The sequence below is a fragment of the Rhodococcus sp. IEGM 1409 genome (assembly GCF_030056735.1).
In the GTDB taxonomy this organism is placed as follows: domain Bacteria; phylum Actinomycetota; class Actinomycetes; order Mycobacteriales; family Mycobacteriaceae; genus Rhodococcus_F.
The window spans coordinates 223,048-247,900 of record NZ_JASHKN010000002.1; the positions used below are offsets into that span (position 1 = coordinate 223,048).

21 protein-coding genes and 1 pseudogene are annotated in these 24,853 nt (G+C 62.3%); 11 read left to right on the forward strand and 11 right to left on the reverse strand.

Going from position 1 to position 24,853, the window contains the following annotated elements; genetic code table 11:
* Positions 1-48 precede the first annotated feature (48 nt).
* The gene (locus QM716_RS07005; protein ID WP_283303460.1) at positions 49-1,452 is read left to right on the forward strand and encodes an NAD(P)H-quinone dehydrogenase; all 1,404 of its coding nucleotides are present in this window, start codon (positions 49-51) and stop codon (positions 1,450-1,452) included.
* 196 nt (positions 1,453-1,648) lie between these two features.
* Positions 1,649-2,830, forward strand: a complete 1,182-nt coding sequence (locus QM716_RS07010; protein WP_283303462.1) for an aminotransferase-like domain-containing protein — start codon at positions 1,649-1,651, stop codon at positions 2,828-2,830.
* On the opposite strand, the gene QM716_RS07015 is transcribed toward QM716_RS07010, so the two are convergent.
* Complete coding sequence (locus QM716_RS07015) at positions 2,811-3,596, reverse strand: CoA-transferase subunit beta (protein ID WP_283303464.1); 786 nt, start codon at positions 3,594-3,596, stop codon at positions 2,811-2,813. The genes QM716_RS07010 and QM716_RS07015 overlap by 20 nt on opposite strands.
* Positions 3,593-4,507: a CoA transferase subunit A gene (locus QM716_RS07020; protein ID WP_283303466.1), complete on the reverse strand. Its 915-nt coding sequence runs from the start codon at positions 4,505-4,507 to the stop codon at positions 3,593-3,595. The genes QM716_RS07015 and QM716_RS07020 overlap by 4 nt, the downstream gene beginning before the upstream one ends.
* Before the next feature lie 84 nt (positions 4,508-4,591).
* Here QM716_RS07020 and QM716_RS07025 point away from each other — a divergent pair, with 84 nt between their 5' ends.
* Positions 4,592-5,488 carry a LysR substrate-binding domain-containing protein gene (locus QM716_RS07025; protein WP_283303468.1) on the forward strand — a complete coding sequence of 299 codons (897 nt, stop codon included), beginning with the start codon at positions 4,592-4,594 and terminating at the stop codon, positions 5,486-5,488.
* On the opposite strand, the gene QM716_RS07030 is transcribed toward QM716_RS07025, so the two are convergent.
* Entirely contained in the window at positions 5,485-6,900 is a 1,416-nt protein-coding gene (locus tag QM716_RS07030) for an MFS transporter (protein WP_283303470.1), read from the reverse strand. The two genes, QM716_RS07025 and QM716_RS07030, sit on opposite strands and share 4 nt — an antisense overlap.
* A 233-nt stretch (positions 6,901-7,133) precedes the next feature.
* Positions 7,134-8,624 carry a glycerol kinase GlpK gene (gene glpK, locus QM716_RS07035; protein ID WP_283303472.1) on the reverse strand — a complete coding sequence of 497 codons (1,491 nt, stop codon included), beginning with the start codon at positions 8,622-8,624 and terminating at the stop codon, positions 7,134-7,136.
* Positions 8,625-8,732: 108 nt separating this feature from the next.
* Between glpK and QM716_RS07040 the strand changes: the two genes are divergently transcribed.
* The 3 genes from QM716_RS07040 to QM716_RS07050 all read left to right on the forward strand — a co-directional run bounded on the left by QM716_RS07040 (position 8,733) and on the right by QM716_RS07050 (position 11,884).
* Positions 8,733-10,475, forward strand: a complete 1,743-nt coding sequence (locus tag QM716_RS07040) for a glycerol-3-phosphate dehydrogenase/oxidase (RefSeq protein ID WP_283303474.1) — start codon at positions 8,733-8,735, stop codon at positions 10,473-10,475.
* Positions 10,476-10,574: 99 nt separating this feature from the next.
* Positions 10,575-11,117 carry an F-box protein gene (locus QM716_RS07045; protein ID WP_283303475.1) on the forward strand — a complete coding sequence of 181 codons (543 nt, stop codon included), beginning with the start codon at positions 10,575-10,577 and terminating at the stop codon, positions 11,115-11,117.
* A 50-nt stretch (positions 11,118-11,167) separates the two neighbouring features.
* A complete protein-coding gene (locus QM716_RS07050; RefSeq protein WP_283303477.1) occupies positions 11,168-11,884 on the forward strand; it encodes a GAF and ANTAR domain-containing protein in 717 nt (238 codons plus the stop codon).
* On the opposite strand, the gene QM716_RS07055 is transcribed toward QM716_RS07050, so the two are convergent.
* Complete coding sequence (locus tag QM716_RS07055; RefSeq protein WP_283303479.1) at positions 11,853-12,800, reverse strand: LysR family transcriptional regulator; 948 nt, start codon at positions 12,798-12,800, stop codon at positions 11,853-11,855. The genes QM716_RS07050 and QM716_RS07055 overlap by 32 nt on opposite strands.
* Positions 12,801-12,953: 153 nt before the next feature.
* Between QM716_RS07055 and QM716_RS07060 the strand changes: the two genes are divergently transcribed.
* Positions 12,954-14,330: an MFS transporter gene (locus tag QM716_RS07060; protein WP_283303481.1), complete on the forward strand. Its 1,377-nt coding sequence runs from the start codon at positions 12,954-12,956 to the stop codon at positions 14,328-14,330.
* On the forward strand, positions 14,327-15,070 hold the full coding sequence (locus QM716_RS07065) for a 3-hydroxybutyrate dehydrogenase (RefSeq protein ID WP_283303483.1): 744 nt from the start codon (positions 14,327-14,329) through the stop codon (positions 15,068-15,070). Before QM716_RS07060 ends, QM716_RS07065 begins: the two co-directional genes overlap by 4 nt.
* 36 nt (positions 15,071-15,106) lie before the next feature.
* Here the strand turns inward: QM716_RS07065 and QM716_RS07070 are convergent, their stop codons facing one another.
* From QM716_RS07070 to QM716_RS07080, 3 genes are all read right to left on the reverse strand, one after another.
* Positions 15,107-15,991 carry an aldo/keto reductase gene (locus QM716_RS07070; RefSeq protein ID WP_283303485.1) on the reverse strand — a complete coding sequence of 295 codons (885 nt, stop codon included), beginning with the start codon at positions 15,989-15,991 and terminating at the stop codon, positions 15,107-15,109.
* 101 nt (positions 15,992-16,092) lie between these two features.
* Positions 16,093-16,629: a hypothetical protein gene (locus QM716_RS07075; RefSeq protein ID WP_283303487.1), complete on the reverse strand. Its 537-nt coding sequence runs from the start codon at positions 16,627-16,629 to the stop codon at positions 16,093-16,095.
* Between the two features lie 17 nt (positions 16,630-16,646).
* Positions 16,647-17,588 (reverse strand): oxygenase MpaB family protein, encoded by a 942-nt coding sequence (locus QM716_RS07080; RefSeq protein WP_283303489.1) that lies wholly within the window; start codon positions 17,586-17,588, stop codon positions 16,647-16,649.
* 103 nt (positions 17,589-17,691) lie between these two features.
* Here QM716_RS07080 and QM716_RS07085 point away from each other — a divergent pair, with 103 nt between their 5' ends.
* Entirely contained in the window at positions 17,692-18,261 is a 570-nt protein-coding gene (locus QM716_RS07085; RefSeq protein ID WP_230812462.1) for a TetR/AcrR family transcriptional regulator, read from the forward strand.
* On the opposite strand, the gene QM716_RS07090 is transcribed toward QM716_RS07085, so the two are convergent.
* Together QM716_RS07090 and QM716_RS07095 are read right to left on the reverse strand one after the other, a co-directional pair.
* Complete coding sequence (locus QM716_RS07090; protein ID WP_283303491.1) at positions 18,248-19,039, reverse strand: DNA-formamidopyrimidine glycosylase family protein; 792 nt, start codon at positions 19,037-19,039, stop codon at positions 18,248-18,250. The two genes, QM716_RS07085 and QM716_RS07090, sit on opposite strands and share 14 nt — an antisense overlap.
* 78 nt (positions 19,040-19,117) lie before the next feature.
* A complete protein-coding gene (locus QM716_RS07095; protein ID WP_283303493.1) occupies positions 19,118-23,665 on the reverse strand; it encodes an ATP-dependent helicase in 4,548 nt (1,515 codons plus the stop codon).
* Positions 23,666-23,867: 202 nt separating this feature from the next.
* Between QM716_RS07095 and QM716_RS07100 the strand changes: the two are divergent.
* Together QM716_RS07100 and QM716_RS07105 are read left to right on the forward strand one after the other, a co-directional pair.
* Positions 23,868-23,924 (forward strand): annotated as a pseudogene (locus QM716_RS07100) (hypothetical protein); the annotation flags it as partial.
* Positions 23,925-23,955: 31 nt separating this feature from the next.
* Positions 23,956-24,174, forward strand: coding sequence for an anaerobic C4-dicarboxylate transporter family protein (locus QM716_RS07105; RefSeq protein ID WP_283303495.1), 219 nt, complete (start codon positions 23,956-23,958; stop codon positions 24,172-24,174).
* Positions 24,175-24,209: 35 nt separating this feature from the next.
* Here the strand turns inward: QM716_RS07105 and QM716_RS07110 are convergent, their stop codons facing one another.
* On the reverse strand, positions 24,210-24,797 hold the full coding sequence (locus QM716_RS07110; protein WP_283303497.1) for an N-formylglutamate amidohydrolase: 588 nt from the start codon (positions 24,795-24,797) through the stop codon (positions 24,210-24,212).
* Between the last annotated feature and the right edge of the window lie 56 nt (positions 24,798-24,853).

Consider the following 24,853-nt stretch of genomic DNA (forward strand, 5'->3'; position numbering starts at 1 on the left):
CTGGTCGACGGGAGACCCCTGCCGGCCACGCGAGGACTTGGAGGACACATGACCCGGATCGTGATCATCGGTGGCGGACCCGCCGGCTACGAGGCGGCACTGGTAGCCGCGCAGCACGGGGCCACGGTCACCCTGGTCGATTCGGACGGCGTCGGCGGTGCGTGTGTGCTGTTCGACTGTGTTCCGTCGAAGACATTCATCGCGTCCACCGGAATCCGCACCGACATGCGTCGTGCATCCGATCTCGGCATCACCTTGGATCCGGAGCAGGCTTCGGTTTCATTGCCGAAGATCCACTCCCGAGTCAAGAGTCTCGCGTTGTCCCAGTCATCGGACATTCGCGCACGGTTGCAGACGGTTGGCGTCGAGGTTCTCTCCGGTACCGCCGAACTGACCGATCCGCTCCTCGGAATGGCGGCTCACCAGGTTCGCGCGACGCTCGGAAGCGGCGAGCAGAAGACCATCGACGCAGACGTCGTGTTGATCGCCACCGGCGCCAGCCCCCGCATCATCCCGGGAGCCGAGCCCGACGGTGAGCGAATCATGACGTGGCGTCAGCTCTACGACTTGGACGAGCTGCCCGAGCACCTGGTAGTGGTCGGTTCCGGTGTCACCGGTGCCGAGTTCGTCTCCGCGTACACCGAGATGGGCGTCAAGGTCACTCTCGTGTCCAGTCGTGACCGTGTTCTGCCCGGCGAGGATGCCGATGCCGCACTCGTACTCGAGGACGCCCTCGCCGAGCGCGGTGTCTCCCTCGTCAAGCATGCCCGCGCGGACGCCGTCGAGCGCACCGAGAAGGGCATCATCGTCAAACTCTCCGACGGCCGCACGGTCGAAGGAAGCCACGCTTTGATGACCGTCGGTTCCGTCCCCAACACCAACGGTCTCGGCCTGGAGCGGGTCGGCATCGAGTTGGACAAGGGTGGATACCTGCGTGTCGACCGGGTTTCGCGCACCACGGTTTCCGGTATCTACGCAGCAGGTGACTGCACCGGGCTGCTTCCGCTCGCCTCGGTGGCTGCGATGCAGGGACGCATCGCGATGTACCACGCGCTCGGTGAAGGCGTCAGCCCGATCAAGCTGAAGACTGTGGCGTCGGCCGTCTTCACGCGCCCCGAAATTGCAACGGTGGGTGTTTCGCAGGCGGCGATCGACAACGGAGAGGTGCCTGCTCGCACCGTCATGTTGCCGCTCAATACCAACCCGCGTGCCAAGATGTCCGGTTTGCGTCGCGGCTTCGTGAAAATCTTCTGCCGCCCGGCTACCGGCGTGGTTATCGGCGGTGTTGTGGTCGCACCCACCGCTTCGGAACTGATCCTGCCGATCGCGATCGCCGTGCAGAACAACTTGTCGGTCAACGACCTGGCTCAGACGTTCTCGGTGTACCCGTCGTTGACCGGGTCGATCACCGAAGCTGCTCGTCAGCTCATGCGTCACGACGACCTGGACTGAGATCAGTCAAGAGCCTCTGATGAACGAAACTTCTTACAATGTGGGAATTAGGTTTCACATACTGAAGCGTTGGTGAGATAGTCGAGATACCGACCGAATCAAGGGTCGGTATCTCGGCGCTCTCCCGCCCCGTTGACCCAGGACGGCTCAGGGTGTTATTCCTCTGACCTTCATTCTGCGTGCCTGGGAGCTTCACATGACACACGCCGCGCTGTCCGCTCGCATGGACGGACTCCGTAGTTCTGCAATTCGTGATCTACTCACCCTGACTGCCCAACCCGACGTCATCAGTTTGGCCGGCGGACTACCTGACCCCGATTTCATTCCGCGGGAACGCATCTCGAAGGCGGCACACGACGCACTCGGTGACCCCTCGTCCGTCCAGTACGGTGAGACCTCCGGCCTGCGGCGCCTCCGTGAGGTGATCGCCGAGCGCGAATCCACGAAAATCGAGCGATCGCTCGACGCGTCCGAGGTTGTGATCACACACGGTTCTCAGCAAGGTTTGAGCTTGCTCGCGCAGGTGCTCCTCGACGTCGGTGACGTTGTGGTCGTGGAGGAGCCGGCGTATACCGGTGCGCTGCAGGTCTTTCGGACGGCGCAGGCCCGTCTCGTTCCGGTCCAGCTGGACGAGCACGGGATGGACACCGCCGCGCTCGAGGCGAAACTCGATGCCGGTCTTCGGCCCAAAGTTGTTCACACCGTGAGCAATTTCCACAACCCACGCGGCGCGGTGCTCTCCGCACAGCGCCGAGCGCACCTGGCTGCGCTGGCCGACCGATATGGATTCTGGGTTCTCGAGGACGACCCGTACGGCGAACTCTACTTCGGTGACCCGCCGCCCGCACCGCTGGCGGCTCTGTCGGACAGGGTGATTCGGCTGTCCAGTGCCTCCAAGGTGCTGGCGCCGGCGCTACGCGTGGGCTGGCTGCACGGCGATCGGCAAGTCTGCGAGGCCGTCGAGCTGATCAAGCAAGGCGCCGATCTGTGCGGTTCTTCGCTCACTCAGCAGATCGCCGCTGACCTCTTCTCCGACCGCGAGTGGTTCGACGCGCATCTCGACAGGCTCCGGGCAGGGTACGGAGCCAGAGCGAAGGCGATGGTCACGGCGGCCGAGACGGAATTGGGTGGTCGTGCACGCTTTTCCGAGGTCCGCGGCGGCATGTTCTGCTGGATGGATTTTCTCGACGACGTCGACACCACCGAACTCCTGGGGGTCGCACTGAAATACGGCGTCGCTTTTGTCCCAGGTTCGGCGTTCGCAGTCGAAGCGGACCTCAGCCGAAGCGCTCGACTGTGTTTCGCGACGTATCCCGAAGCCGTGCTGGTCGATGCCGTCGGCAGGCTCCGGGACAGTGTCAGCGCAGGTACAGCCTGACCTTGTCGATCGTGTTACGGAGCAGATCGATCTCCGTGCTCGACGGTGGGGTGGTGACGGTGACATGGTCGGCGACGGCCAGGTCCCATCCCGTCGACTCCCGTACCTGATCGACAGATATTCCCTCGTGGACGCTGGTCAACTCCAGTTCGCCGCCAGGGCCCTGGTGTGTCAGGACGCCGAGGTTGGTGAATACCTTGGTCACTCCTGCACCTGCCGGCATGATGCCCTTTCCGCTGGCGAGGGCGCGGGCAGGGCTTGGTGAGGTGCAGAAGTCGAGCTCGGCCGGAAAGGAACTGAGGTCGTGGCGACGCATCACGACGAAGATTTCGGCGGCGTTCGCGATGATCTCGACAGCCCCGCCCGCTCCGGGCAGTCTGACCGTCGGGTTCTTCCAGTCACCGATGAAACTCGTGTTCAGACTGCCCGTTCGATCGATTTGAGCGGCCCCGAGAAATCCGACGTCGACGTTGCCACCTTGCAGGACATAGCCGAAGAGCGCGGCCATGCTCAGCACGGATTCGGCACCGGAGACAACCACGGAGTCGGCGATACCCTCGGCCATGGCTGACGGGTGCGCGCCGCACACCCCGGACTCGTAGATCAGCTCGACATCCGGATTCGACGTTCGCCTCGCGAGATCGACTGCGAGCGTTGGTAGCCCGACTCCGGCAAAGACTCGGCGCTTACCCGCTAATTCACGTGCCGCGACGGCGACGATGGTTTCGGTAGAGGTGGTCGTACCGGTGTCGATCGTGGTGGTCATAGTCTGCTCCCGTAGTCGACTGGTGTGGAGAGTTTTGATCCGACCTCGAGATCTGACCAGTATTCTGCTCCGAGTTTGGCGAGATACTCGCTGTGACTGTCGAGTCCGTACACCCAGTCGTCGAGCCAATCTCTCAGCAGTGAAGGATCTTTGGAAATTTCGGTCCAGCGTCGGTAGAAGCCGCAATCGCGGTCGTAGTATCCCTGTGCGTACGACGGGTGCGCGCCGCGCGGGCAGACGACAACCGCGTCGACTGCGTGCGAGGGAATCAGAGTTCGGCTCGGGTCGGACCTGATGACCTCGTCGTCGACCAGTTCTTCGACAACGACGATCGCCTTCTTCGCGGCGTACACGGCTTCTTGCTGTACCCCGGCGATGCCCCAGATCTGTGCGTTCCCGGACGTATCCGCTCGCTGTGCACCGATGATCGTCACATCCGGATTCAGTGGCGGCACAACGTAGACGCTCCCGCCGCCGTACGGGTCGTCGACGAGTCTGAGTTGTGGGTTGAGCGCGGGCAGATCACTCCCGGCGTACGACCGTAGCGGGAAGAAGGGAAGCCTGGCGGCTCCAGCCTGATACCGGCAGACCATGCCGTAGTGGCTGTATTCCTCGACCTCGAGGGGGAGCGGGTCCTGGTTCTCGATTCGTCTGCGTAACTCGTACAGAGAACCCGCGGACCCGCTGGCGAAGAACGAAGCAACCAGCTTTCGGACGCAGCCGGCGGCGACGAGCTGATCGGAAACGATGTCCGGCGTCATCCGGCACAGCGTGAGGTCCTTCCTGCCCTGCCGGATGATTTCGTGTGCCGCGGCAAAGGGAATGAGATGCGAAAATCCCTCCAGCGCAACGGTCATGCCGTCTCCTACGTATCGACCGACGGCTTCTTTCATCGAGAGGGTCTTGTCCACGTGTGTACCTCTTCTTGCGTTCTCGCGCACTCGGTCGGTTTCGGAAACTTGACAGGGTCGGCCGGCGTGGCGCAACAATGTCGGGTGGAAATTCATCAGATCAACGCATTTCTCGCGGTGGCTGAGGAGCTACATTTCGGCCGTGCGGCGCAGCGGCTTCGGATTGCGCAACCGCCACTGAGTCGAACGATCAGGCAATTCGAGAAACAGCTCGGTTCGTCGTTGTTCGATCGAAGTACTCGAACTGTGCGGTTGACTGCTGCCGGCGAAGCGCTGCTGCTACCGGCGCGCGAGATTCTGGACGCGTGCCGGATGGCCGAGATCGCGGTGTCCGCGGCGGGCAAGGGAACGACAGGTCGCGTTCGCCTGGGTTTTGCGGGAACCTCATCACATCTGCTCGTCGGGCGGTGGGCCAAATTGGTGAGAAAGACGAATCCCGGTATCGAATTCGTTCTCGACAGTTCCGCTTTCGCGAACGAGGCATTGTTGATGCTGCTCGATCGACGACTCGACATCGGGATGGTGCGGTGGACCGTCCCGCCGCTCGGGATCACGTCGAGGTTGATCGCCGAGGAAGACTTTCTGGTTGCCATGTCGAAAGACCACCCGTTGGCGTCGAGGGAATCGGTTCGGTTGATCGAGTTGGAGTCCGAGAATTGGGTGACGCTTCCGGCGGAACCAGGGTCGATTCTCCGTGAGTCTCTGCTCACTGCGGCGAAAAACGCAGGGTTCCTGGCTCGAATCGTGCAGACGGCACCGGATTCGATGTCGTTGATCGCGTTGGTGTCCGCGGAAATCGGATGCTCGTTGACCATTTCCTCGGTAGCCCACAGCATCGTGAACCCGGATGTGGTCTTTGTCCCCGTCATGGATCCACCTCCTCCTCTTCAACTGCGTATCGCCTGGCGAGAGGGAGACGACAGACCGGCTCTTCTCGAAGTGTTGAAATTGTCCGAGCAGGCGCTGCCGTCGCTGGCCTAGACGGTTGCCCGACCTGAAGTAATTTCACCTGCTTCAGATTTCGACGAGTTCGCGCTGCCGGCAAGGGTGTTCTCGAGTTCGAGCTCGTCGAAGTCCGCCTGCTCGGCTGTCGAGAGCTCGCTCGCGTTGTATCCGGTACGGCGGAGCAGGAGAAGGGTGCAGATCAGCGAGACAAGAGCGTACAGCCCGGACACGATCGCGACCCCGACGATGTTGCCGGACGTGTTGAGCATCCACTGCGCCAGTACCGGAGTTCCGCCGCCGACGACAAGGGAACACAGTTGGTACGCCGTTGACAGGCCGGTGTAACGGATGTTGGCGGGGAAGGCCCGAGCGAGAACGCCGGCTATCGCGCCGTAGAACATCGAGTGCGGGATTGTGGCCAGGCACATCGCGACGACTGCGATGGTGAAGTTCCCGGTTCTGATAGCGAAGAACATCGCGGGCATGAGAACGAACTCCGGTATCACCATCAGACACATGGCTTTTCGCATGTCGATCTTGGAGACCAGGACCGCCCCGAACGGTTGGACGATGAACTGCACGACAAGCGCGATCGCGATGGCGGCGAGGAAGGTTCCTCGGTCGTATCCGAGTTCTTTTGTAGCCCATGACAATGCGAAGGTGTTCTTGAAGTAGGTGACCTGTGCGAGGGGGAGCGCGCCGGCGCCGAGGAGAACCAGTACCCAATGCTTGCGCAGCACTTCGGCGAGCGGAAGTTTGACGACCTTCTTGCGGGCGAGAACGGCCTTCATCTCGTCGGACTCTTCGAGTTTGAGGCGAATGATCATCCCGAGAATGACCAGGACCGCCGAGATGATGAACGGGATGCGCCATCCGTACAGGAGGAACGACGGCGTCGGCATCGAGGACAGAAGGAAAAATGCGATGGTGGCCAACAGATTTCCGGCGGGTGAGCCCTGTTGAGCGAACGCGGAGTAGAGAATGCTCTTGCCCTTCGGCGCGTTCTCGCTGGCGATGAGCACTGCGCCACCCCATTCACCACCGACCGCGACTCCTTGGATGACGCGAAGGGTGACCAGGCCGATCGGCGCCCAGATCCCGACCTGGGCGTAGGTGGGGAGGAGTCCGATGCCGACGGTGGCGACGCCCATCATCATCAAGGTGATGACCAGAGTGTTCTTGCGTCCGATCCGGTCGCCGAGGTGTCCGAAGATGATCCCGCCGATCGGTCGGGCGAGGAAGCCCGCCCACAGGGTGATGAAGGCGAGGAGCGTTCCGACTCCGCTCGGGAGAGTGTCGGAGAAGAAGATGTCGCCGAATACCAGGGCAGCCGCGGTGCCGTAAATGTAGAAGTCGTACCACTCGATAGTGGTTCCGATGAATGAAGCGATACCGGCTCTTCGTGCCTTGGCGTTGATCTCCTCGGAACTGCGAGTGGGTGAACTCATGCGTGGCGACCTTTCTCTGCAACATTCGCGGCGCCGAAACGTGGCGCGCTTGAATGAGATTCGCAGAGTGGTGTAGGTCACGTCCAATACCAAGTTGGTCGCCTATTGATACCGCTGGGGTATCAATAGGCGACCTGGTGCAGCAATTCCGGTATGGGCACCCGTCCATTCGATATAGGTGCGGATCGGAATCCGCCCGCGAAGCACGCCGCGACCGCGAAGGACGACGGCTGCTACTCGGACCAGTTGTACGTCCTCTCGACGGCCTTGTTCCACTCCGCGTACAGCCGTGCTCGTTCGGACTCGTTCATCGCCGGTTCCCAAGTCTGGCCGACGGCCCAGTTGTTGCGGATGTCTTCGGTGTCCGCCCAATAACCGATGGCAAGGCCCGCTGCGTATGCAGCACCGAGTGCTGTCGTTTCGTTGACCACCGGACGGATGACGGGAACTCCGAGGATGTCCGACTGGAACTGCATCAGGGTTTCGTTGACCACCATGCCGCCGTCGACCTTCAGGGCGGACAGTTCGACTCCCGAATCCGCACGCATGGCGTCGATGACCTCGCGGGTTTGGTATGCCGTCGCCTCGAGTGCCGCGCGGGCAAGGTGTCCCTTGTTGACGAAGCGCGTCAGACCGACGATGACGCCACGTGCGTCCGGTCGCCACCGAGGTGCGAACAGTCCTGAGAACGCGGGTACGAAGTAGGCGCCGCCGTTGTCGTCGACACTTGCAGCGAGCGGCTCGATGTCCTTGGCGTTCTGAATGATTCCGAGATTGTCCCGAAGCCACTGGACCAAGGATCCCGTCACCGCGACGGAACCTTCGAGTGCATAGACGGCGGGGGCTTCGCCGAGTTTGTAGCAGACGGTGGTCAGCAGTCCGTGCTTGCTGGGAACCGGCTTCGTTCCGGTGTTGAGAAGCATGAAATTACCGGTGCCGTAGGTGTTCTTGGCCTCGCCCTCGGAGAGGCAGGCCTGACCGAAGGTCGCTGCCTGTTGGTCGCCGAGGATTCCGGCGACCGGTACTCCGGCGAGATTGCCGCGAGGACGGCCGGTGCCGTAGACCTCGGAAGAACTACGGATTTCCGGGAGCATCGACATCGGGATTCCGAAGTCCGCACAGATCGATTCGTCCCACTGGAGGGTCTCGAGATCCATGAGCATCGTGCGTGACGCATTGGTGACATCTGTCACGTGAACACCCTCGGTCAAGTTCCATACGATCCACGTGTCGACAGTGCCGAAGCACAGCTCCCCGGCCTCCGCTTTGGCTCTCGCTCCGTCCACGTTGTCGAGAATCCAGCGGATCTTCGGCCCGGCGAAGTAGGTCGAGAGCGGTAGTCCGGTCTTGTCTCGGTACTTGTCCGGCCCCTCGGCTCCGCCCAGTTCGACGCACAGTTGATCGGTGCGCGTGTCCTGCCACACGATCGCGTTGTAGACCGGCCTGCCCGTCGAACGCTCCCAAACGACGGTCGTCTCACGCTGATTCGTGATTCCGACGGCCGCGATGTCGGCGCGCGTGAGATCGACCTTCGCGAGCGCTCCGGCGACCACCTCCCGGGTGTTGATCCACAGCGCCACCGGATCGTGCTCGACCCAACCGGCGCGCGGGAAAATCTGTTCGTGTTCTTTCTGCGCAACGCTCACCACGGCGCCGTCGTGATCGAAGATCATGCAGCGGCTCGACGTCGTGCCTTGGTCGATGGCGGCGATGTATTGATTCACTGTGCTCCTAGGTTCGGGCGCGTTCGCAGTAATCCGTGCGCTGTCGCAGTATGTGGATCAAGCTACTAGCCTGTAAACGGATTCGTCGTCGACTTACAGGAGACCGGGTTGAGTAAGCAGCAAGGTGCGCAGTTTCTCGGCCCGCAGCAGCGTGAAGCTGCTTGGGAACAACTTCAGACCGAGCAATTCGACGTCGTCGTCGTCGGTGGCGGTGTTGTCGGTGTCGGAGCTGCCCTCGATGCGGCCACCCGCGGACTCAAGGTTGCGTTGGTCGAGGCCCGTGACTACGCGTCCGGCACGTCCAGCCGCTCGTCGAAGATGTTCCACGGCGGTCTCCGCTATCTCGAACAACTCGAGTTCGGCCTCGTTCGTGAGGCGTTGCGTGAGCGCGAACTCTCGCTGACCACGCTGGCGCCGCACCTGGTCAAGCCTCTGAAGTTCCTGTTCCCCTTGGCTCACCGAGTGTGGGAACGCCCGTACATGGCGGCGGGAATCTTCCTCTACGACCGGATGGGTGGCGCAAAGTCGGTCCCCTCCCAGAAGCACTTGACCCGGGCGGGCGCGCTGCGCATGTCGCCGAGCCTCAAGCGCAGTTCGCTGACCGGTGGCATCCAGTACTACGACACCGTCGTCGACGACGCTCGGCACACCATGACCGTCGCACGCACCGCTGCACATTACGGCGCAGTTGTGCGAACGTCGACGCAGGTCGTGGGCTTTCTGCGTGAGGCGGACCGGGTCTCGGGAGTTCGTGTTCGCGACTGCGAAGACGGACGCACCGCCGAGGTCAAGGGGCACGTCGTCATCAACGCGACCGGTGTCTGGACGGACGAGATCCAAGCGCTCTCACGTCAGCGCGGACGGTTCCGGGTGCGGGCGTCGAAGGGCGTACACATCGTCGTCCCGCGCGATCGCATCGTCAGTGAAGCCGCCATCATCCTGCGTACCGAGAAGTCGGTGCTGTTCGTCATTCCCTGGGGCAGTCACTGGATCATCGGAACCACCGACACCGACTGGAACTTGGATCTCGCTCACCCCGCAGCAACCAAAGCAGATATCGACTACATCCTCGGCCATGTGAACTCCGTCCTGGTCACGCCGTTGACGCACGCCGACATCGACGGTGTGTACGCCGGTCTGCGTCCGCTGCTCGCCGGTGAAAGCGACGAGACCTCGAAGCTTTCGCGCGAGCATGCCGTCGCCCGGGTGGCTCCAGGTCTGGTCGCCATCGCCGGAGGAAAGTACACGACGTATCGGGTCATGGCGGAAGACGCCGTCGACGTGGCTGCAGACGACATTCCGGCGCGAGTGGCGTCGTCGATCACGGAGAAGGTGCCCCTGGTCGGTGCCGACGGATACTTCGCACTCGTCAATCAGACCGTGCAACTGGGTGAGCAGTACGGCTTGCATCCGTATCGCGTCAAGCACCTGCTCGATCGGTACGGTTCGCTCATCACCGAGGTCCTCGAACTCGGCCGGCAGACGCCGGAGTTGTTGCAGCCCATCACGGATGCGCCGGACTACCTTCAGGTCGAAGCGGTGTACGCGGCTGCGGCCGAGGGGGCACTGCACCTCGACGACATCCTGGCCCGCCGCACGCGCATCGCAATCGAATATCCGCATCGTGGTGTCAACTGCGCGCAGCAGGTCGCCGGATTGGTTGCCCCGATTCTCGGCTGGGATGCCGCCACCGTCGAACGCGAGGTCGACACGTATCGAGCGCGCGTCGAAGCGGAGATCGAGTCTCAGACCCAGCCGGACGACGAGTCGGCCGACGCCTTGCGCGCCGCAGCGCCGGAGTCGAGGGCCGAGATCCTCGAGCCTGTCGTCGTGGTGTCGGATCGGGTCTGAGTCGTCTGTCGTTTGTTCTCGGTCCGCCGTGGGTAGACGGGTGTCGAATCACCACCCGTGTCAGTTCAGACCGGTCGAGCGTCGCCCAGGAGGATCCCAATGTTCGGTAGTCGGTCGAGATCCGCTGAGGAACACATAGCCACCGCCTATCTGGTCACTCACCTGTGCGGAGCGATGGTGGGGCTGCAACTCTCGCGGTCACTCTCGGACTCGTACGGCGCCTGGGCTGACGGTGAGCTGGATTCGTTGCCGGGCGAGCTCGAGTACGAGATCGAGCAACTGCTGCAACTGATCGAGGACACCCAGGGCATATCTCTGCCGCGGTACTCGAAGATCGACGCTACGGTCAATCGGATCAGACGTATCGTTCACGTCGATGCCATCTGGCGCAACCGCCTCGTGAAGCTGGCAACACTCGAGATCATGCGGACCGCTCTGTGCGGCAAGAGCGCGATGTGGGAGGTCCTGCGAGACATTCCGGCCGGGGAGACGGAGGAGCAGTACCGCGAGCTCAACGACCTGGTGTCCAAGCAGATCACCACCGTGACGGCTCTGCATCACCGCGCAGCTACGGAAGCTTTTCAGGGGATGGACGGCCGAGAATCGGCTAGCGGCGGCGACCCTATCCGGTCGAGTAAGTAAGGTTTGTACCGTTCGATGAAGAATTCGATGAACGGTAGACCCCGAGGTGTATGGAGATGGCTGAGCGCGACCAAGCACTGACAGATCCCAAGGGGGTGTTCGCGGCGTTGGCGGAGATCCTCTACTCCGCGGCAGACAGCGCCGAGGTGTACTCCGCGATCTGTTCGGCGGCTGTCGAGTTGATTCCCGGTTGCGATCACGCAAGCCTGATGCTGCGACGGGGAAACACCAACGTCACGGTAGCGGCAAGCGACGAGATTGCCGAGCATGCAGACGATCTCGAGCGGGCCACGGGGGAGGGGCCGTGCATCGACGCCCTCGACACGGAGGCGCCGCAACTCGAGTCGGACCTTCGCACACCGAGTCAGTGGCCTGAATTCGCTCGGAAAGTAGTGGCGGAGACACCCATTCGCGGATCGATGGGGTTCCGTCTGATGGTCGATCGTCAGAAGTTCGGTGCCCTCAACCTTTTCTCGGATACTCCGGGGGCTTTCACGGAATCCGCTGCCGACCACGCGATCATGTTGGCGTCATTTGCGTCCGTGGCAGTCACTGCGCTCACGCGAGGCGAGGATGCCGATTCACTGCGGCGCGGTCTGGCCAGCAGCCGAGAAATCGGTCAGGCAGTTGGTCTGTTGATGGGACTACATCGTGTGTCCGACGACGAGGCCTTCGACATCCTGGTGCGAACCTCGCAGAACATGAACGTCAAGATCGCCGAGTTGGCGCGCAAGGTCATCGTTCAGCATCGTTCGACTCTCGACTGAGCGTTTTGTCCGCCCGGGGAGTGCCGAGTAGTTGAGATCGCTTGCGATCCACTGTTTCTCGTAGAGTCGTCACCACCGCCGCCACTTCCGGGCGTCGCAGAGATTCCGAACGGGCCACTAACCAGTAGGAAAGTCTGACCTCGATGTGAGCCGGTAGCACGCGAATCAAATCGTCGTGCTGCTCGGCCATGAAGCAGGGGAGCAAGCCGATACCTGCGCCGGCTCGCGTTGCCTCGATGTGCACGAACACGTTGGTGGACGTGACGGCCTCTCTCATGGAGACGGTGAGCTTGCGAGCCAGATCGAGTTCGTCTACCTGCAGCATCGAGTCGATGAAGTACACGAGCGAGTGATCGGCCAGATCTGCGGCACTCTCGGGAACAGCATTCTGACGTAGATAATCTCGAGACGCGTACAAACCCAGCGCATAGTCGGCCAGATGGACTGCTTCGGCGCGGTGAACTTGAGGCTTGCCGACCACAACCTCGATGTCGAGCCCCGAGCGTATCTGTGACGCTTTTCTGGTTGCGACAACTATCTCCACGCTGACACGGGGATGGCGTCTGCGAACCGCGGCGCCGGCGGGGGCCGCGATGTAGGCGCTGAAGCCGTCGGTGGCCGAGACCCGCACGACGCCGTCGAGTTGCTGCTGACCGGTGGAGTCGAGCGCCAGGTCGTTGACTGCAGCCTCGATGCGCTCGGCTGCGCTGAGGGCTTGTCTGCCCAGATCGGTCAACTCCCATCCACCGGATGAGCGAACCAGGACCCGGCCGCCGAGGCTCTTCTCGAGCGAGGTGATGCGGCGCGAGATGGTGGTGTGATTGAGACCTAAGTCGTCGGCGGCGGTGTTGAAGCGACCGGTGCGACCGACCGCGAGAAGCACCAGTAGGTCGTCAGGGCTCAGTCCGAGATTCATATCTGCATTTTTGCACCTATATGGTGCGAGATTTGTCATTGTCGTGCCAAGAATCTGCACTGATACTCATCGAGTCACAAAAGATGTGCGAGCGGTCACATTCCTGATCGTGAAGAGCAGGCGAATCGCGAACTGAAGACGAGGGAGCCCACGATGAGCGTCGACAACATGCCGAAGCCCGAGAGCCAAGCCCCACCATCCGGGCTGAAGAAGGTGGTCGGCGCCTCGATGGCGGGCACCGTGGTCGAGTGGTACGAGTTCTTTCTGTACGGCACGGCGGCCACGCTGGTCTTCAGCAAGGTCTTCTTTCCCGGCGGCGGCAATGAGCTGGATGCGATCATCGCGGCATTCATCACTTACGCCGTCGGATTCGCCGCCCGGCCACTCGGCGGGATTGTCTTCGGATACTTCGGAGACAAGTTCGGCCGGAAGCAGTTGCTGCAGTTCAGTCTGCTGTTGGTCGGTGCCGCGACATTTCTGATGGGCTGCCTGCCGACCTACGGTCAGATCGGCTACTGGGCACCGGCACTGCTGGTCACGCTGCGCTTCATCCAAGGATTTGCAGTCGGCGGAGAATGGGGTGGGGCAGTACTCCTTGTCGCCGAACACAGCCCGAATCGATCTCGCGGGTTCTGGTCGTCCTGGCCTCAGGCGGGCGTGCCGATGGGCAACCTGGTCGCGACCGTTGTGCTGTTGATTCTGACGTCGACGCTCTCGGACGAATCCTTCATGAGTTGGGGCTGGCGCGTGGCCTTCTGGCTCTCCGCGGTGATCGTTCTGGTCGGGTACTATGTTCGGACCAAGGTCACCGACGCTCCCATTTTCATTGCGGCACAGAAGGAAGCAGAACTGGTCAAGGCAACCTCGTACAGTGTTTTCGAGGTGGTCAAACGCTACCCACGTGGAGTGGTGACTGCGATGGGACTGCGTTTTGCCGAGAACGTCATGTACTACCTCGTGGTGACATTCTCGATCACCTACCTCAAGGTGGTGGTCCATGCGGACACGGCGCACATTCTCTGGTGGATGCTGATGGCACACGCCGTGCACTTCGCGGTGATTCCGTTGGTAGGCAGGCTGTCCGACACGATCGGTCGACGCCCGGTGTACATGATCGGTGCCGTCACAGCCGGAACGTGGGGATTCTTCGCCTTCCCGATGATGAACAGCGGACACAACGCGGTCATCTTGTCGGCAATCATCATCGGACTTGTGTTCCACGCCTTCATGTACGCCGGGCAACCCGCGATCATGGCCGAAATGTTCCCGACCCGGATGCGCTATTCCGGTGTCTCCCTGGGTTATCAGGTGACCTCGATCGTCGCCGGCTCGCTGGCTCCGATCATCGCGACAGCACTACTGAGCAAGTTCGACTCCTCGGTCCCCATCGCGATCTATCTGCTGCTGGCCTCCCTGGTCACCATTGTCGCAGTAATTTTCGCGCGTGAGACCAAAGGAATCTCGCTCGAGTCCGTCGACGCCGCTGACGCCCGTGTTCTCGCCAACGAGCGGGCCGGTGTTCCCGCGTGACGCTCTCCGGCAAATCTGCACTGGTCACCGGTGGTGCGAGTGGGATCGGGGAGGCTTGTGTACGGATGCTCGCTGCCCGCGGCGCCCACGTCACCGTGGCTGATCTCGACGACGTCGCAGCGAAGGCGCTGGCCGACGAGATCGACGGCACCGCATGGGCTGTCGATCTCCTCGACACCGACCAACTCGTCGACCTTGCGCTCGAGACGGACATCCTTGTCAACAACGCCGGCATTCAACGGGTCAGTCCCATCGAGGATTTCGACGTCGAGGACTTCCGGAAGATCCAGCGCCTCATGGTCGAAGCGCCGTTCCTTCTCGCCCGGGCTGCCCTGCCGTACATGTACCACAACGGTTTCGGTCGCATCGTGAACATTTCCTCGGTCCACGGGCTCCGCGCTTCGGCATTCAAGAGTGCGTATGTCACGGCCAAGCATGGGCTCGAAGGATTGTCGAAAGTTGTTGCACTCGAGGGCGCCCCGCACGGTGTCACCAGCAACTGCGTCAATCCGGGCTACGTCCTGACACCCCTCGTGCAATCCCAGATTGCCGACCAGGCAATGGTTCACGGAATCAGTGAATCCGAGGTTGTCGAGAAGGTGATGCTCACCGAGAGCGCGATCAAACGGATGGTCGAGCCCGCGGAGGTGGCATCGCTGGTGGGATGGCTGACATCGACCGAGGCGTCGATGGTGACGGGGGCGTCGTACACCATCGACGGTGGGTGGAGCGCCAGCTAGACCACTCAGGCTGCTGAGTTGTTCAGGCCGCTGGGTTCAGGCTTCGGGGATCTCGATTCCGAACTTCTCGCGTGTGAGGACCTCGGGTTCGGGACCGCCGCGAACCCCGGTGTCGAGTGCGTCGATTGCGGAAAGTTCTTCGGCGGTGAGTTCGAAGTCGAACACGTCGAAGTTCTCCGCGATGCGCGAGGGAGTCACCGACTTGGGGATCACCTGGCGGCCTTGCTGAAGGTGCCAGCGCAGCATCACCTGCGCGGGAGTCTTTCCGTGAGCGGACGCGATCGCTCCGATAGTGGCGTCTTCGAGAGTCGAGCCGTGGGAGCCGTCGCGGTAGAAGGTGATTCCGCCGATCGGTGACCATGCCTGAGACAGAATGCCGTGATCGGCGTCGGCTTCGAGCAAGGCCGACTGCCTGAAGTACGGATGGACCTCGATCTGGTTGACCGCCGGCACCACGGACGTTGCGCCCAAGAGTCGGGTGAGGTGATCCGGCATGAAGTTACTGACTCCGATGGCACGGACCTTGCCGTCTGCCAGCAGCGTTTCCAGCGCCTTGTACGCGTCGATGGTGCGTTCGAACTCACTCGGCAACGCCTGGTGGAGGATGAGGAGGTCAAGTTGTTCGACACCGAGCTTGCCTGCGCTCTTGTCGAAGGCGTGCAGAGTCTCGTCGTATCCGTAGTCGGAGATCCAGACTTTCGTTTCCACGAAGATCTCGTCGCGATCGATGCCGGACCGCCGGATCGCCTCACCGACGCCCTTCTCGTTGCCGTAGGCCGCGGCAGTATCGATATGGCGATAACCCGTCGACAGTGCGGATTCGACGACGGTGACTGTTTCGTCCGGCGGTGTCTGGTAGACGCCGAAGCCCAACGCCGGAATGTCGAGACCGTTGTTCAGTTTCAGACTAGGAATGCTCATGTCGTCCACGGTAGCGGCGGACCGGGTTCGGCGGGAGTGACTGCTCAGCCGGGTAACGGCAGTGCCTCTGCAGGCCAGAGAATTCGCGGTTGGGAGGCTTGTCAATGCGTGAGCACTATCTTCAATCCGACAATCAGAGTTGCGACGGCGGCCAGGGCAAAGGCTGCCAGATGTGTGTTGGTACCGACTTTCTCGCCGTGAAGTCGGCTGATCACGTAACTGGTGGACCCGATGCGCAGGATCAAGACGATTTCCGCGATCAACTGCGCCGTCCGCGGTTCCAGGATGTTGAACCACGCCGTCGCGAGAATGACGACCGGAACAACTGCGGAGGTGAGGATCGGGACGGAATCGCGAAGCGAGTCGATTCTTTCCGCGGTGGTGAGGCGGCGGTCGTTGCGAATGCTCTCGCCGACGCCTTCGGCAAATGTGTGGGCGATGTATGTCGACAATGCCGTGCCGACCACAATCGCGGCACCCAGCGATTCCTGAGATTTCGTCACCGGGATGAGTGCGGCGAGGACAAGAATGTTGCCGTAGATGTACGCGGTGGTTCTCGCCGCCACACGTTCTTGTCCCAGCGGCGCACCGTGAGACGTGATCGGCCGGTTCAGCAGCGTTCGCAGGTCCCACTCCATGCTCAGAGCATGGCAGATCAGACCCTCGGGCTGTAGTGCATCGGATTATCTCGCTGCTCGAGCGGGGGCAGATTGCGCGCCGGCGTGTGGACCAGTGGTGCGTCGGCGGGGATTCGGCCGCTCGCTCGATCCCATCCTGCGCGAGCACGTGGCTGATACCGGTATCGCCACGGCACCAATCGGAAGACGGCGTTGACACTTCGGCCGACTGCTGTGTGAATTCTCTGATCTCGGCTACTCCAGGAGTAACCGAGAAGGTCGCGGACCGGTTGGTCGTACATGCCCACTGTCAGCCACACGAATCCGCGTGCGAGGGGGATCCGCGCGAGTCGCCACAACGGATCGGGAAGCCAGGTCATGTACGGGGGCTTTCCGAGTCCGGACAGGTCGAGGACGTCGCGGGTCGCTTTGTTGTCTTCGAGTACGTTGCGGCACATGTGGTCCCAGTACTCCTGGAATGCTTCCCAAGTCTCGGGAACCGGGCGCATGCTCATCCCGTACAGGCGATACCACTGAATGTGCTCGGTGAAGAGTTGTCGTTTCTGGGCCGCGGTCAAGCCACCGGAGAAGTTGTCGGCCGTGACGATGGTGCCCATGAAAAACGTTGCATGCGCCCAGTAGAAGGTGTCGGGATCGAGTGCGTGGTATCGGCGCCCCAACTTGTCGACGCCCTTGATTCGTGTGTGATATCCGCGGACTTCTTCGGCTGTCTGCTGCGCGCGATCGCCGTCGAACACCACGCCCGCAATGGGATACAGCGAGCGGTACAGCCGTTCCCAGCGCTCGTCGAAGAACTGCGAGTGCTCCTCGACCCCGGCGCCGAGCCCGGGGTGCATGTTCTGCATCGAACCTGCCCAGACGCCTTGGAGCATCCCGCGCCAGTCGCCGAAATACTTCCAGGTCAGGGAATCCGGACCGAGGGGAACCGGGGTGCTGCTGTCATCAAGTTGACTACGCATGTTGTCAGATTAGGATCGACAACAGCGGTAGTCAAGGATCGAATATCGGTTGAATCGAATACCGGTTGCATCGAAGAACAAGTGTCGGCGAAGTGGGGAAGTTGTGAGCATCGAAGAACGCAGGGCCACTCGAAAGGCGACGTTGTTCGACGTCGGAGTGACACTGCTCGGTGCGGTCGACGGTCCGGCCGTCAACGTGCGTGCGGTCTGCAAGGCCGCCGGTCTGACCGAGCGGTATTTCTACGAAAGCTTCACCGATCGCGATCAGTACGTCGTCGCGGTCCACACATTTGTAGCCGAGCGCGCGCAGTCGGCGCTTGCCACGGCAGTGGAGTCGGAGACGACATCCGAGGCCGTCGCCACAGCTGCGGTCGATGCTTTCGTCAAGCTCATGGTCGACGATCCGGCGATGGGGCGAGTGCTCCTGATCGCTCCGCTCTCGGAACCCGTTCTGAGCGGCCGCGGTATCGAATCGATGCCGGCGTTCGTGGATCTGGTGTACGACCAGTTGTCCGAGATAGCTGATCCGGTGGACAAGCAATTGGTGGCAGTCGGACTGGTCGGGGCGTTGTTCACGCTGTTCATCGGTTACCTGGACGGCACCATAGTGGTGGACCGCGAGCGATTTGTCCGCCACTGCGTCAGGCTGCTGATCAACGCTAATCAGGCGTGAACGGCTGGCAAGCAGGGCAGAAGAAGATATTTCGCTCGGTGAGCTGATCCGGTCCGAGGGTGTCTTCTCTGATGCGGGTTCCGCATCGGCGGCACGGTTTTCCGCGTCTGCCGTACACCCATGTCTGCCTACCTGGACGGGTATCGCCTGTGGTGACCCGGATGCGACGCGACTTGTTGACGTTGATGGTGCGGAACGACAAGTCCACTATCGCGTCGAGATTTCCGGCGAGGCGCGTGGGCGTTTTCGGGTGAATGCCTCGTAGGAAGCAGATCTCGTTGCGGTACACGTTGCCCAGTCCGGCCATCACCCGCTGATCGAGGAGCGCGATTCCGATCGGCTCGGAGTCGGCAGCGCGAAGATTCTCGAGGGCCACGGAACTGTCCCAGTCGGGCCCGAGCAGGTCCGGTCCGAGATACCCGACGGCCTCCTGTTCCTGCCCGAGTTCGAGGATCTCGGTGATTCCCAGTGAAAAGCCCACTGCTACAGAATCTTCGGTGGCCAAGATGATGCGTGCTTGATGGGCGGGTCTGCGCCAGCGCTCGCCGGGGCGATAAATCTGCCACTGACCTTCCATTTTCAGATGCGTGTGAATGGACGCTTCGCCAACTCGGATCAGGAGATGTTTTCCGCGGCTGGCGACGGAATCCACACGATGACCTGACAGATCAACGGTGGCATAGCGAGGAACGCGGACGTCGCAGGTGGTGAGTACCTTCTCGGCTAGGGCCGCGCGCAGTTCGTTGGCGGCTCGCCACACGGTATCGCCCTCAGGCATGGTCGCCTCTCCCACGCTTCACGATCGCAATGTTCAGGATCCCAACCATCATGACCTCAATCATCATGACCTCAATCATCATGACCTTAAGCGGAATCCGCGAGGGGTGGCCGCGAAGCCGGCTTCGACCAGGACGGGAGCAAAATCGTTGCCGTGGATGGTCTCTCCGTCGACCTTCTCCACTACCAACTTGTCGATAGCGCGAGAAGTCACCTTCTGGGCAAGCGACAGTGCTGCCATGCGCAATGTTCCCCCGTCGTCGGTGAAGGTCAGGATTGTGCGGCCGCCGCGTTCGACGAACAGAACCAACTCGCCCTCCACCAGAACTACCAGTGCACCGGCTTTTCGACCGGGCCGGTGCCCAGGGGATTCCTCGCCCCCCGACGCCGGCCACGGCAGCGCCGCGCCGTACGGGTTTGCCGGATCGCACGCCGCGAGAGTAACTGCAGCCGAGGAGGTATGGCGGCCCTCGATGGAATCACCGAACGTGCGCAAGCGATCCACCACGGGAGGCGTGGAGAACTGAGCGCCGCCCAAGGTGTCCACGAAGTATCCGCGTCGAGCACGCCCGTTGTCCTCGAAGGTGCTCAGTACCTTGTAGATCAACGCGAAGCCGCCCGGCACGTTTTCGCTCATCACCGAACCGCGGGTGACCACGCCGTACCGTTCGAGCAACAGATCGGCCGTGGCGTGCGCCCGGATGGTCGGATCCGGTTCGATGCCTGGCAGCTGGAACCACCGACCGGAGGCGGTTGCCGGTCCGGTGCGAGCGGGCGTGGAAGCGCGGGCCATACCGCGGTACGGACGGGCCCGAGGAACACGGCGAGGTGATCGGTGACTGGTTGTGGTCCTGGTGGTGTCGGAGAGAAGTGCGCGAAGCGGTGCGACGGTGTCGTTTCCGATGTGTCCGAGCCACACCAACTCCCACAGTGCCGTCGTCACCGCGCTGTCACCCGTGTCCGCAGCCGACTCCGTGGTTTGCAACGCATCGACCAACTGGCGGAAGAAGTAGGCACCGCCACCGGACAACAGGTCGAGGATGCGCTTCTGCAACTCCGAGACGTCGGTGTCGGCAGGTGAATTGAGTGTGATCGGTGCCAGGTCGGCGGGGTGCAGCACTACCCACCCGTCTTTGCCGGAGATAGCTCCCGATCCGGACCACAGGACTTCACCCGTCGACGTGAGTTCGTCCAACATCGCGGGAGAATAGTCGGCGACGCGACTCGGCAGGATCAACGATTCGAGAGCCGACGCCGGAATCGGAACTCCGGCAAGTTGATCGACCACCGTTGCAACACCGTCGATTCCGCGAAGCGTGCCGCCCACGTGCTGCCAGCTCGGTAGGAAGCGTCCGAGCGTTGCGGTACTGACCGGCTCGACCTCTTGGCGTGCAGCCGCGAGTGAGCGGCGGCGCAGGCGGCGCAGGACCTCGGCGTCGCACCATTCGCTTCCGGTTGACGCCGGGCGGAATTCGCCTTCGAGGACACGTTTTTCGAGTGCGAGTCGACCGAGGACGTCACGTGCGACGGAAACGCCGATACCGAACCGGGCGGCCGCGTCGGCGAGGGTGAAGGGGCCGTGGGTGCGGGCGTATCGGCTCAAGAGATCGTCGAGAGGTTGATCGACCGGCTCGATGAACGCGGCGGGAACGCCGATCGGTAGGGGAACGCCGAGTCCGTCGCGAAGGCGCGCGGCATCTTCGACGACGGTCCACCAGTTCTCGCCCGCATACGAGACGCGGAGGGCACGCCTATCTGCGACCAACTTCTCGAGCCACGAGACCGGATCCTCGAGACATCGTTCGGTGACTTCTTCGGTGGTCAACGGGCCGAGCATGCGTAGGAGGTCGGCAACACCCTCGAGATCCTTGGCCTTGCGGTCGGGCGCGAGCCGTTGCAGCTCGCGTTCGGCCTGCTCGATCACTCCGGCGTCGAGTAGCTCGCGCAGTTCGACGCGCCCCAGCAGTTCGGCCAACAGCGTGGAGTCCAACGACAGTGCTGCAGCGCGTCGCTCGGCGAGGGGACTGTCACCCTCGTACATGAATGCGCCCACATAATTGAACAGGAGCGCACTCGCGAACGGAGACGGCGAGGCCGTCTCCACCTCGACGATCCGGATCTGCCGCTTCTCGATCTTGCCGAACAATTCCTTCAGCGCAGGCAGGTCGTAGACGTCCTGCAAACACTCCCGCACCGTCTCGAGCAGGATCGGGAATGTCGGGAACTTGCGGGCGACGTCCAGCAGTTGTGCTGACCGCTGACGCTGCTGCCACAACGGTGCACGTTTTCCGGGATTGCGGCGGGGGAGAAGTAGTGCACGGGCGGCACATTCGCGGAATCGGGAAGCGAACAGCGCGGAGCCGCCTACCTCCTGGGTGACCAGATCTTCGATGTCTTCGACGTCGAAGGTGAACAGTTCGGCGCCGGGAGGTTCGTTCTCGGTGTCCGGTAGCCGGATGATGATGCCGTCGTCGGAGGCTGTCGGGCTGGAATCGACGCCGTATCGTTCCTGGAGGCGTGCGCCGATCGCGAGGGCCCACGGCGCGTGAACCCGTTGGCCGTACGGGGAATGCAGCACCAGACGCCAGTCACCGAGTTCGTCGCGGAAACGCTCCACCACCAGCGTGCGATCCGACGGCACCTGCCCGGTGGCGTTCTTCTGCTCGCCGACGAGTTGGATCAGATTGGTGGTGGCATTGTGATCGAGCCCGCCGACTCGGCAACGCTCGACGACGTCGGCTTCGTTACCGAGAGCCGTCTCGCGGACGAACTGTCCCAACGCCTGCCCGAGTTCGGCGGGGCGCCCGAGTCCGTCGCCGTGCCAGAAGGGCAAACGACCTGGCATGCCGTAGGCGGGGCTGACCAGAACCCGATCGAAGGTGATCTCCTCGATCCGCCAACTGGTGGCGCCGAGAGCAAAGACGTCGCCGACGCGGGATTCGTAGACCATTTCCTCGTCGAGTTCACCGACGCGTGACGCTTTCTCCCCGACCATGTAGACGGTGAAGAGGCCGCGGTCGGGGATGGCGCCGCCCGAAGTGACGGCCAAACGCTGCGAACCCGGGCGCCCCGTCAGCGTGTTGGACTCACGATCCCAGACCAGGCGCGGACGTAATTCGGCGAACTCGTCCGAGGGGTACCGCCCGGCGAGCAGATCAAGAGTCGACTCGTACGCCGAACGGGGAAGCGTTGCAAAGGAACCGCTTCGGCGCACGGTCTCGAACCAGTCGTCGACGTCGATCGGTTCGAGTGCGGTGGCCGCTACCGTTTGCTGGGCGAGGATGTCGAGGGGATTGGCTGGAACGGCCATCGCTTCGATCTTGCCTTCGACCATGCGCTCGACCGTCACCGCGCAATGAATCAGGTCGGTGCGATGTTTGGGGAAGACGACGCCTCGCGAGATCTCACCGACCTGGTGGCCGGCGCGACCGACACGTTGCAGGCCGCTGGCAACCGAAGGCGGAGCCTCGACCTGGATGACCAAGTCGACGGCACCCATGTCGATTCCGAGTTCGAGACTGCTGGTGGCGACGACGCATCGCAATCGACCCGATTTGAGGTCGTCTTCGATCAGGGCGCGCTGGTCTTTGCTGACCGATCCGTGGTGAGCGCGAGCAAGGAGAGGTTCCGCGCCGTAGTTGACCTCGGTGGGAGCCCCGATCTGCGCGGGCGGTCGCGGCAACTTGTCGACGACGAGGCCGGCGCGCTCGGCATGAATCTCGTTGAGTCTGGCCGTCAATCGTTCGGCGAGGCGGCGAGAGTTGGCGAACACGATGGATGATCGGTGATCGAGAACGAGGTCGACGATCTGTTCCTCGACGTGGGGCCAGATCGAACCGGCTTGCGGGGTGGGGGATTCGGACCCTTCGGCCGGCGTCGCGATACCCAATTCGGTCATGTCCTCGACGGGAACACGGACAGTGAGGTCGAAGGTCTTGGCGGCAGGCGGCGCCACGATCCGGATGGGTGCCGAACCAGCGAGGAACCGCCCGACCTCCTCGTGTGGACGAACCGTGGCCGACAATCCGATGCGCTGCGCCGGACGCTCGAGCAAGCCGTCCAGACGTTCCAGGGAGAGCGCAAGGTGTGAGCCCCGCTTGGTACCCGCCACCGCGTGAACTTCGTCGACGATCACGGTGTCGACGCCGACCAGTGTTTCCCGGGCAGCGGAGGTGAGCATCAGGAACAGCGACTCCGGCGTCGTGATCAGGATGTCCGGAGGCCGCTTGATCAACGAGCGCCGATCGGCCTGGGAAGTGTCACCGGAACGGACACCGACGGTGATCTCGGGCGGAGTGAGGCCCAGACGTTTCGCAGTCTGTGTGATCCCGACCAGCGGTGCGCGAAGGTTTCGTTCGACGTCCACGCCCAGCGCTTTGAGCGGCGAAATGTAGAGGACCTTGGTGGTGCGTTCGCCTTCGTCCTTGGCCGCAAGCTGATCGAGTGCCCAGAGGAAAGCGGACAATGTCTTGCCGGATCCGGTGGGTGCGACGACAAGTGTGTGAGAGCCACTCGCGATGGATTCCCAGGCACCGAGCTGCGCCGCGGTGGGAGCGCTGAAAGCACCGCCGAACCACTCGCGTGTTGCGGGCGAGAATCTGCCGAGGACGTTGGTCACGACCACCATATTGCCCCTTCCCACCGACACCGTGTTCGTACCCGCACCCGAAGTGCAGAGCATACTGTTTGCCCTGTTATAGCGATTCTCTTCTCCTCGAGAAGGCGAGTGTCTATGGAAGCAGTCAAGATTGTCCTCGAGCTGGCGGTAGCGCTCGGGGTGATTGTCATAAGCGTCGTCGATGATGCAGGCGGCCGGTGGTATCGACTGGATGGTCACCATCGCAGCCACATTGATCGAATCCCGGCCGAAACAGATCACGCTGATCGCGCCGTTGGGGTCGTTCCTGTTCTCGGTCGGTGCCGGTACGTCCAACATCCGCCACCCGCTGCTTCCCGTTCATCTACGACGTCTCGTACATGAACGGTGTGCGGCCGTCACAGCCGCTGTCGCTGTCAGTTGTCTCCACCGGCGTGGCGCTGGCGTGTAGCCCGGGATCCGCGGCAATGGCGGCCATGGTCACGCTGACCGACGTCGCGCCCGTCACGGGATTGTCTCCGCGTCGATTACCTTCGTGATCGCCACGATTGGAGAGTGCGACGACGGCCGGGAGTCAATCTGCTTCCGGCCGTTCGATATTGACCGCGCCGTCGCGGCCAGTGGTGTGGTTCATCGTGTCGTGGAACGACAACGTCGTGAACGGACGGCCTAGTTGGAAGCTCTTCTCTACCATGGTTTCGATGAGTGCGTCGCGAGTTCTTTCGTAAACTCCCAAACCGTGTTCGGCTGTCTCGGTGAAGGTCTCGGCGAGGCTATTCCAGCCTGCGTCGACGCGGGTGAGGTCCGCCTTGTTTCCCGCTCCGGCCTTGTGCACGCGGGCGAAGGCTTCTCGTAGTGACGCTTCCGGGTTTTCGGGCTTTGCACGGTTGGGATCACGAATCATGCGAGGGCGCGAGTTCTCCACATACACGATGCGCAAATCGATTTCGGCCCAGCGGCGCACGATGGGACTGGTGGACATGTCGGTGAAGTCGAACTGTAGCCGCTGTGTGAACTCGGGTGCGAGAAAGCGTGAGAGTTCTGCTGGAATCGCGGAACCCGAGTGCGGGCAACTGACAAGTAGGTCGGCTTCGGCGATGGCGTCGTCGAGACTGCGGGAGTCACGGTCGGCATAGAACGTCAGGTCCTTCGGCGCGAACACGGTTCCGGCCGGGATGAAGACTCGTCATGAGCCCCAGCCTAATCGAGTGTGACGGT

What these genes read in the sequence shown, in the direction of transcription:
- QM716_RS07005 (WP_283303460.1), top strand. Translation starts at nt 49, where the DNA reads ATGACCCGGATCGTGATCATCGGTGGCGGACCCGCCGGCTACGAGGCG.
- QM716_RS07010 (WP_283303462.1), top strand. Translation starts at nt 1,649, where the DNA reads ATGACACACGCCGCGCTGTCCGCTCGCATGGACGGACTCCGTAGTTCT.
- QM716_RS07015 (WP_283303464.1), bottom strand. Translation starts at nt 3,596, where the DNA reads ATGACCACCACGATCGACACCGGTACGACCACCTCTACCGAAACCATC.
- QM716_RS07030 (WP_283303470.1), bottom strand. Translation starts at nt 6,900, where the DNA reads ATGAGTTCACCCACTCGCAGTTCCGAGGAGATCAACGCCAAGGCACGA.
- QM716_RS07045 (WP_283303475.1), top strand. Translation starts at nt 10,575, where the DNA reads ATGTTCGGTAGTCGGTCGAGATCCGCTGAGGAACACATAGCCACCGCC.
- QM716_RS07050 (WP_283303477.1), top strand. Translation starts at nt 11,168, where the DNA reads ATGGAGATGGCTGAGCGCGACCAAGCACTGACAGATCCCAAGGGGGTG.
- QM716_RS07055 (WP_283303479.1), bottom strand. Translation starts at nt 12,800, where the DNA reads ATGAATCTCGGACTGAGCCCTGACGACCTACTGGTGCTTCTCGCGGTC.
- QM716_RS07060 (WP_283303481.1), top strand. Translation starts at nt 12,954, where the DNA reads ATGAGCGTCGACAACATGCCGAAGCCCGAGAGCCAAGCCCCACCATCC.
- QM716_RS07070 (WP_283303485.1), bottom strand. Translation starts at nt 15,991, where the DNA reads ATGAGCATTCCTAGTCTGAAACTGAACAACGGTCTCGACATTCCGGCG.
- QM716_RS07075 (WP_283303487.1), bottom strand. Translation starts at nt 16,629, where the DNA reads ATGGAGTGGGACCTGCGAACGCTGCTGAACCGGCCGATCACGTCTCAC.
- QM716_RS07080 (WP_283303489.1), bottom strand. Translation starts at nt 17,588, where the DNA reads ATGCGTAGTCAACTTGATGACAGCAGCACCCCGGTTCCCCTCGGTCCG.
- QM716_RS07090 (WP_283303491.1), bottom strand. Translation starts at nt 19,039, where the DNA reads ATGCCTGAGGGCGATACCGTGTGGCGAGCCGCCAACGAACTGCGCGCG.
- QM716_RS07095 (WP_283303493.1), bottom strand. Translation starts at nt 23,665, where the DNA reads ATGGTGGTCGTGACCAACGTCCTCGGCAGATTCTCGCCCGCAACACGC.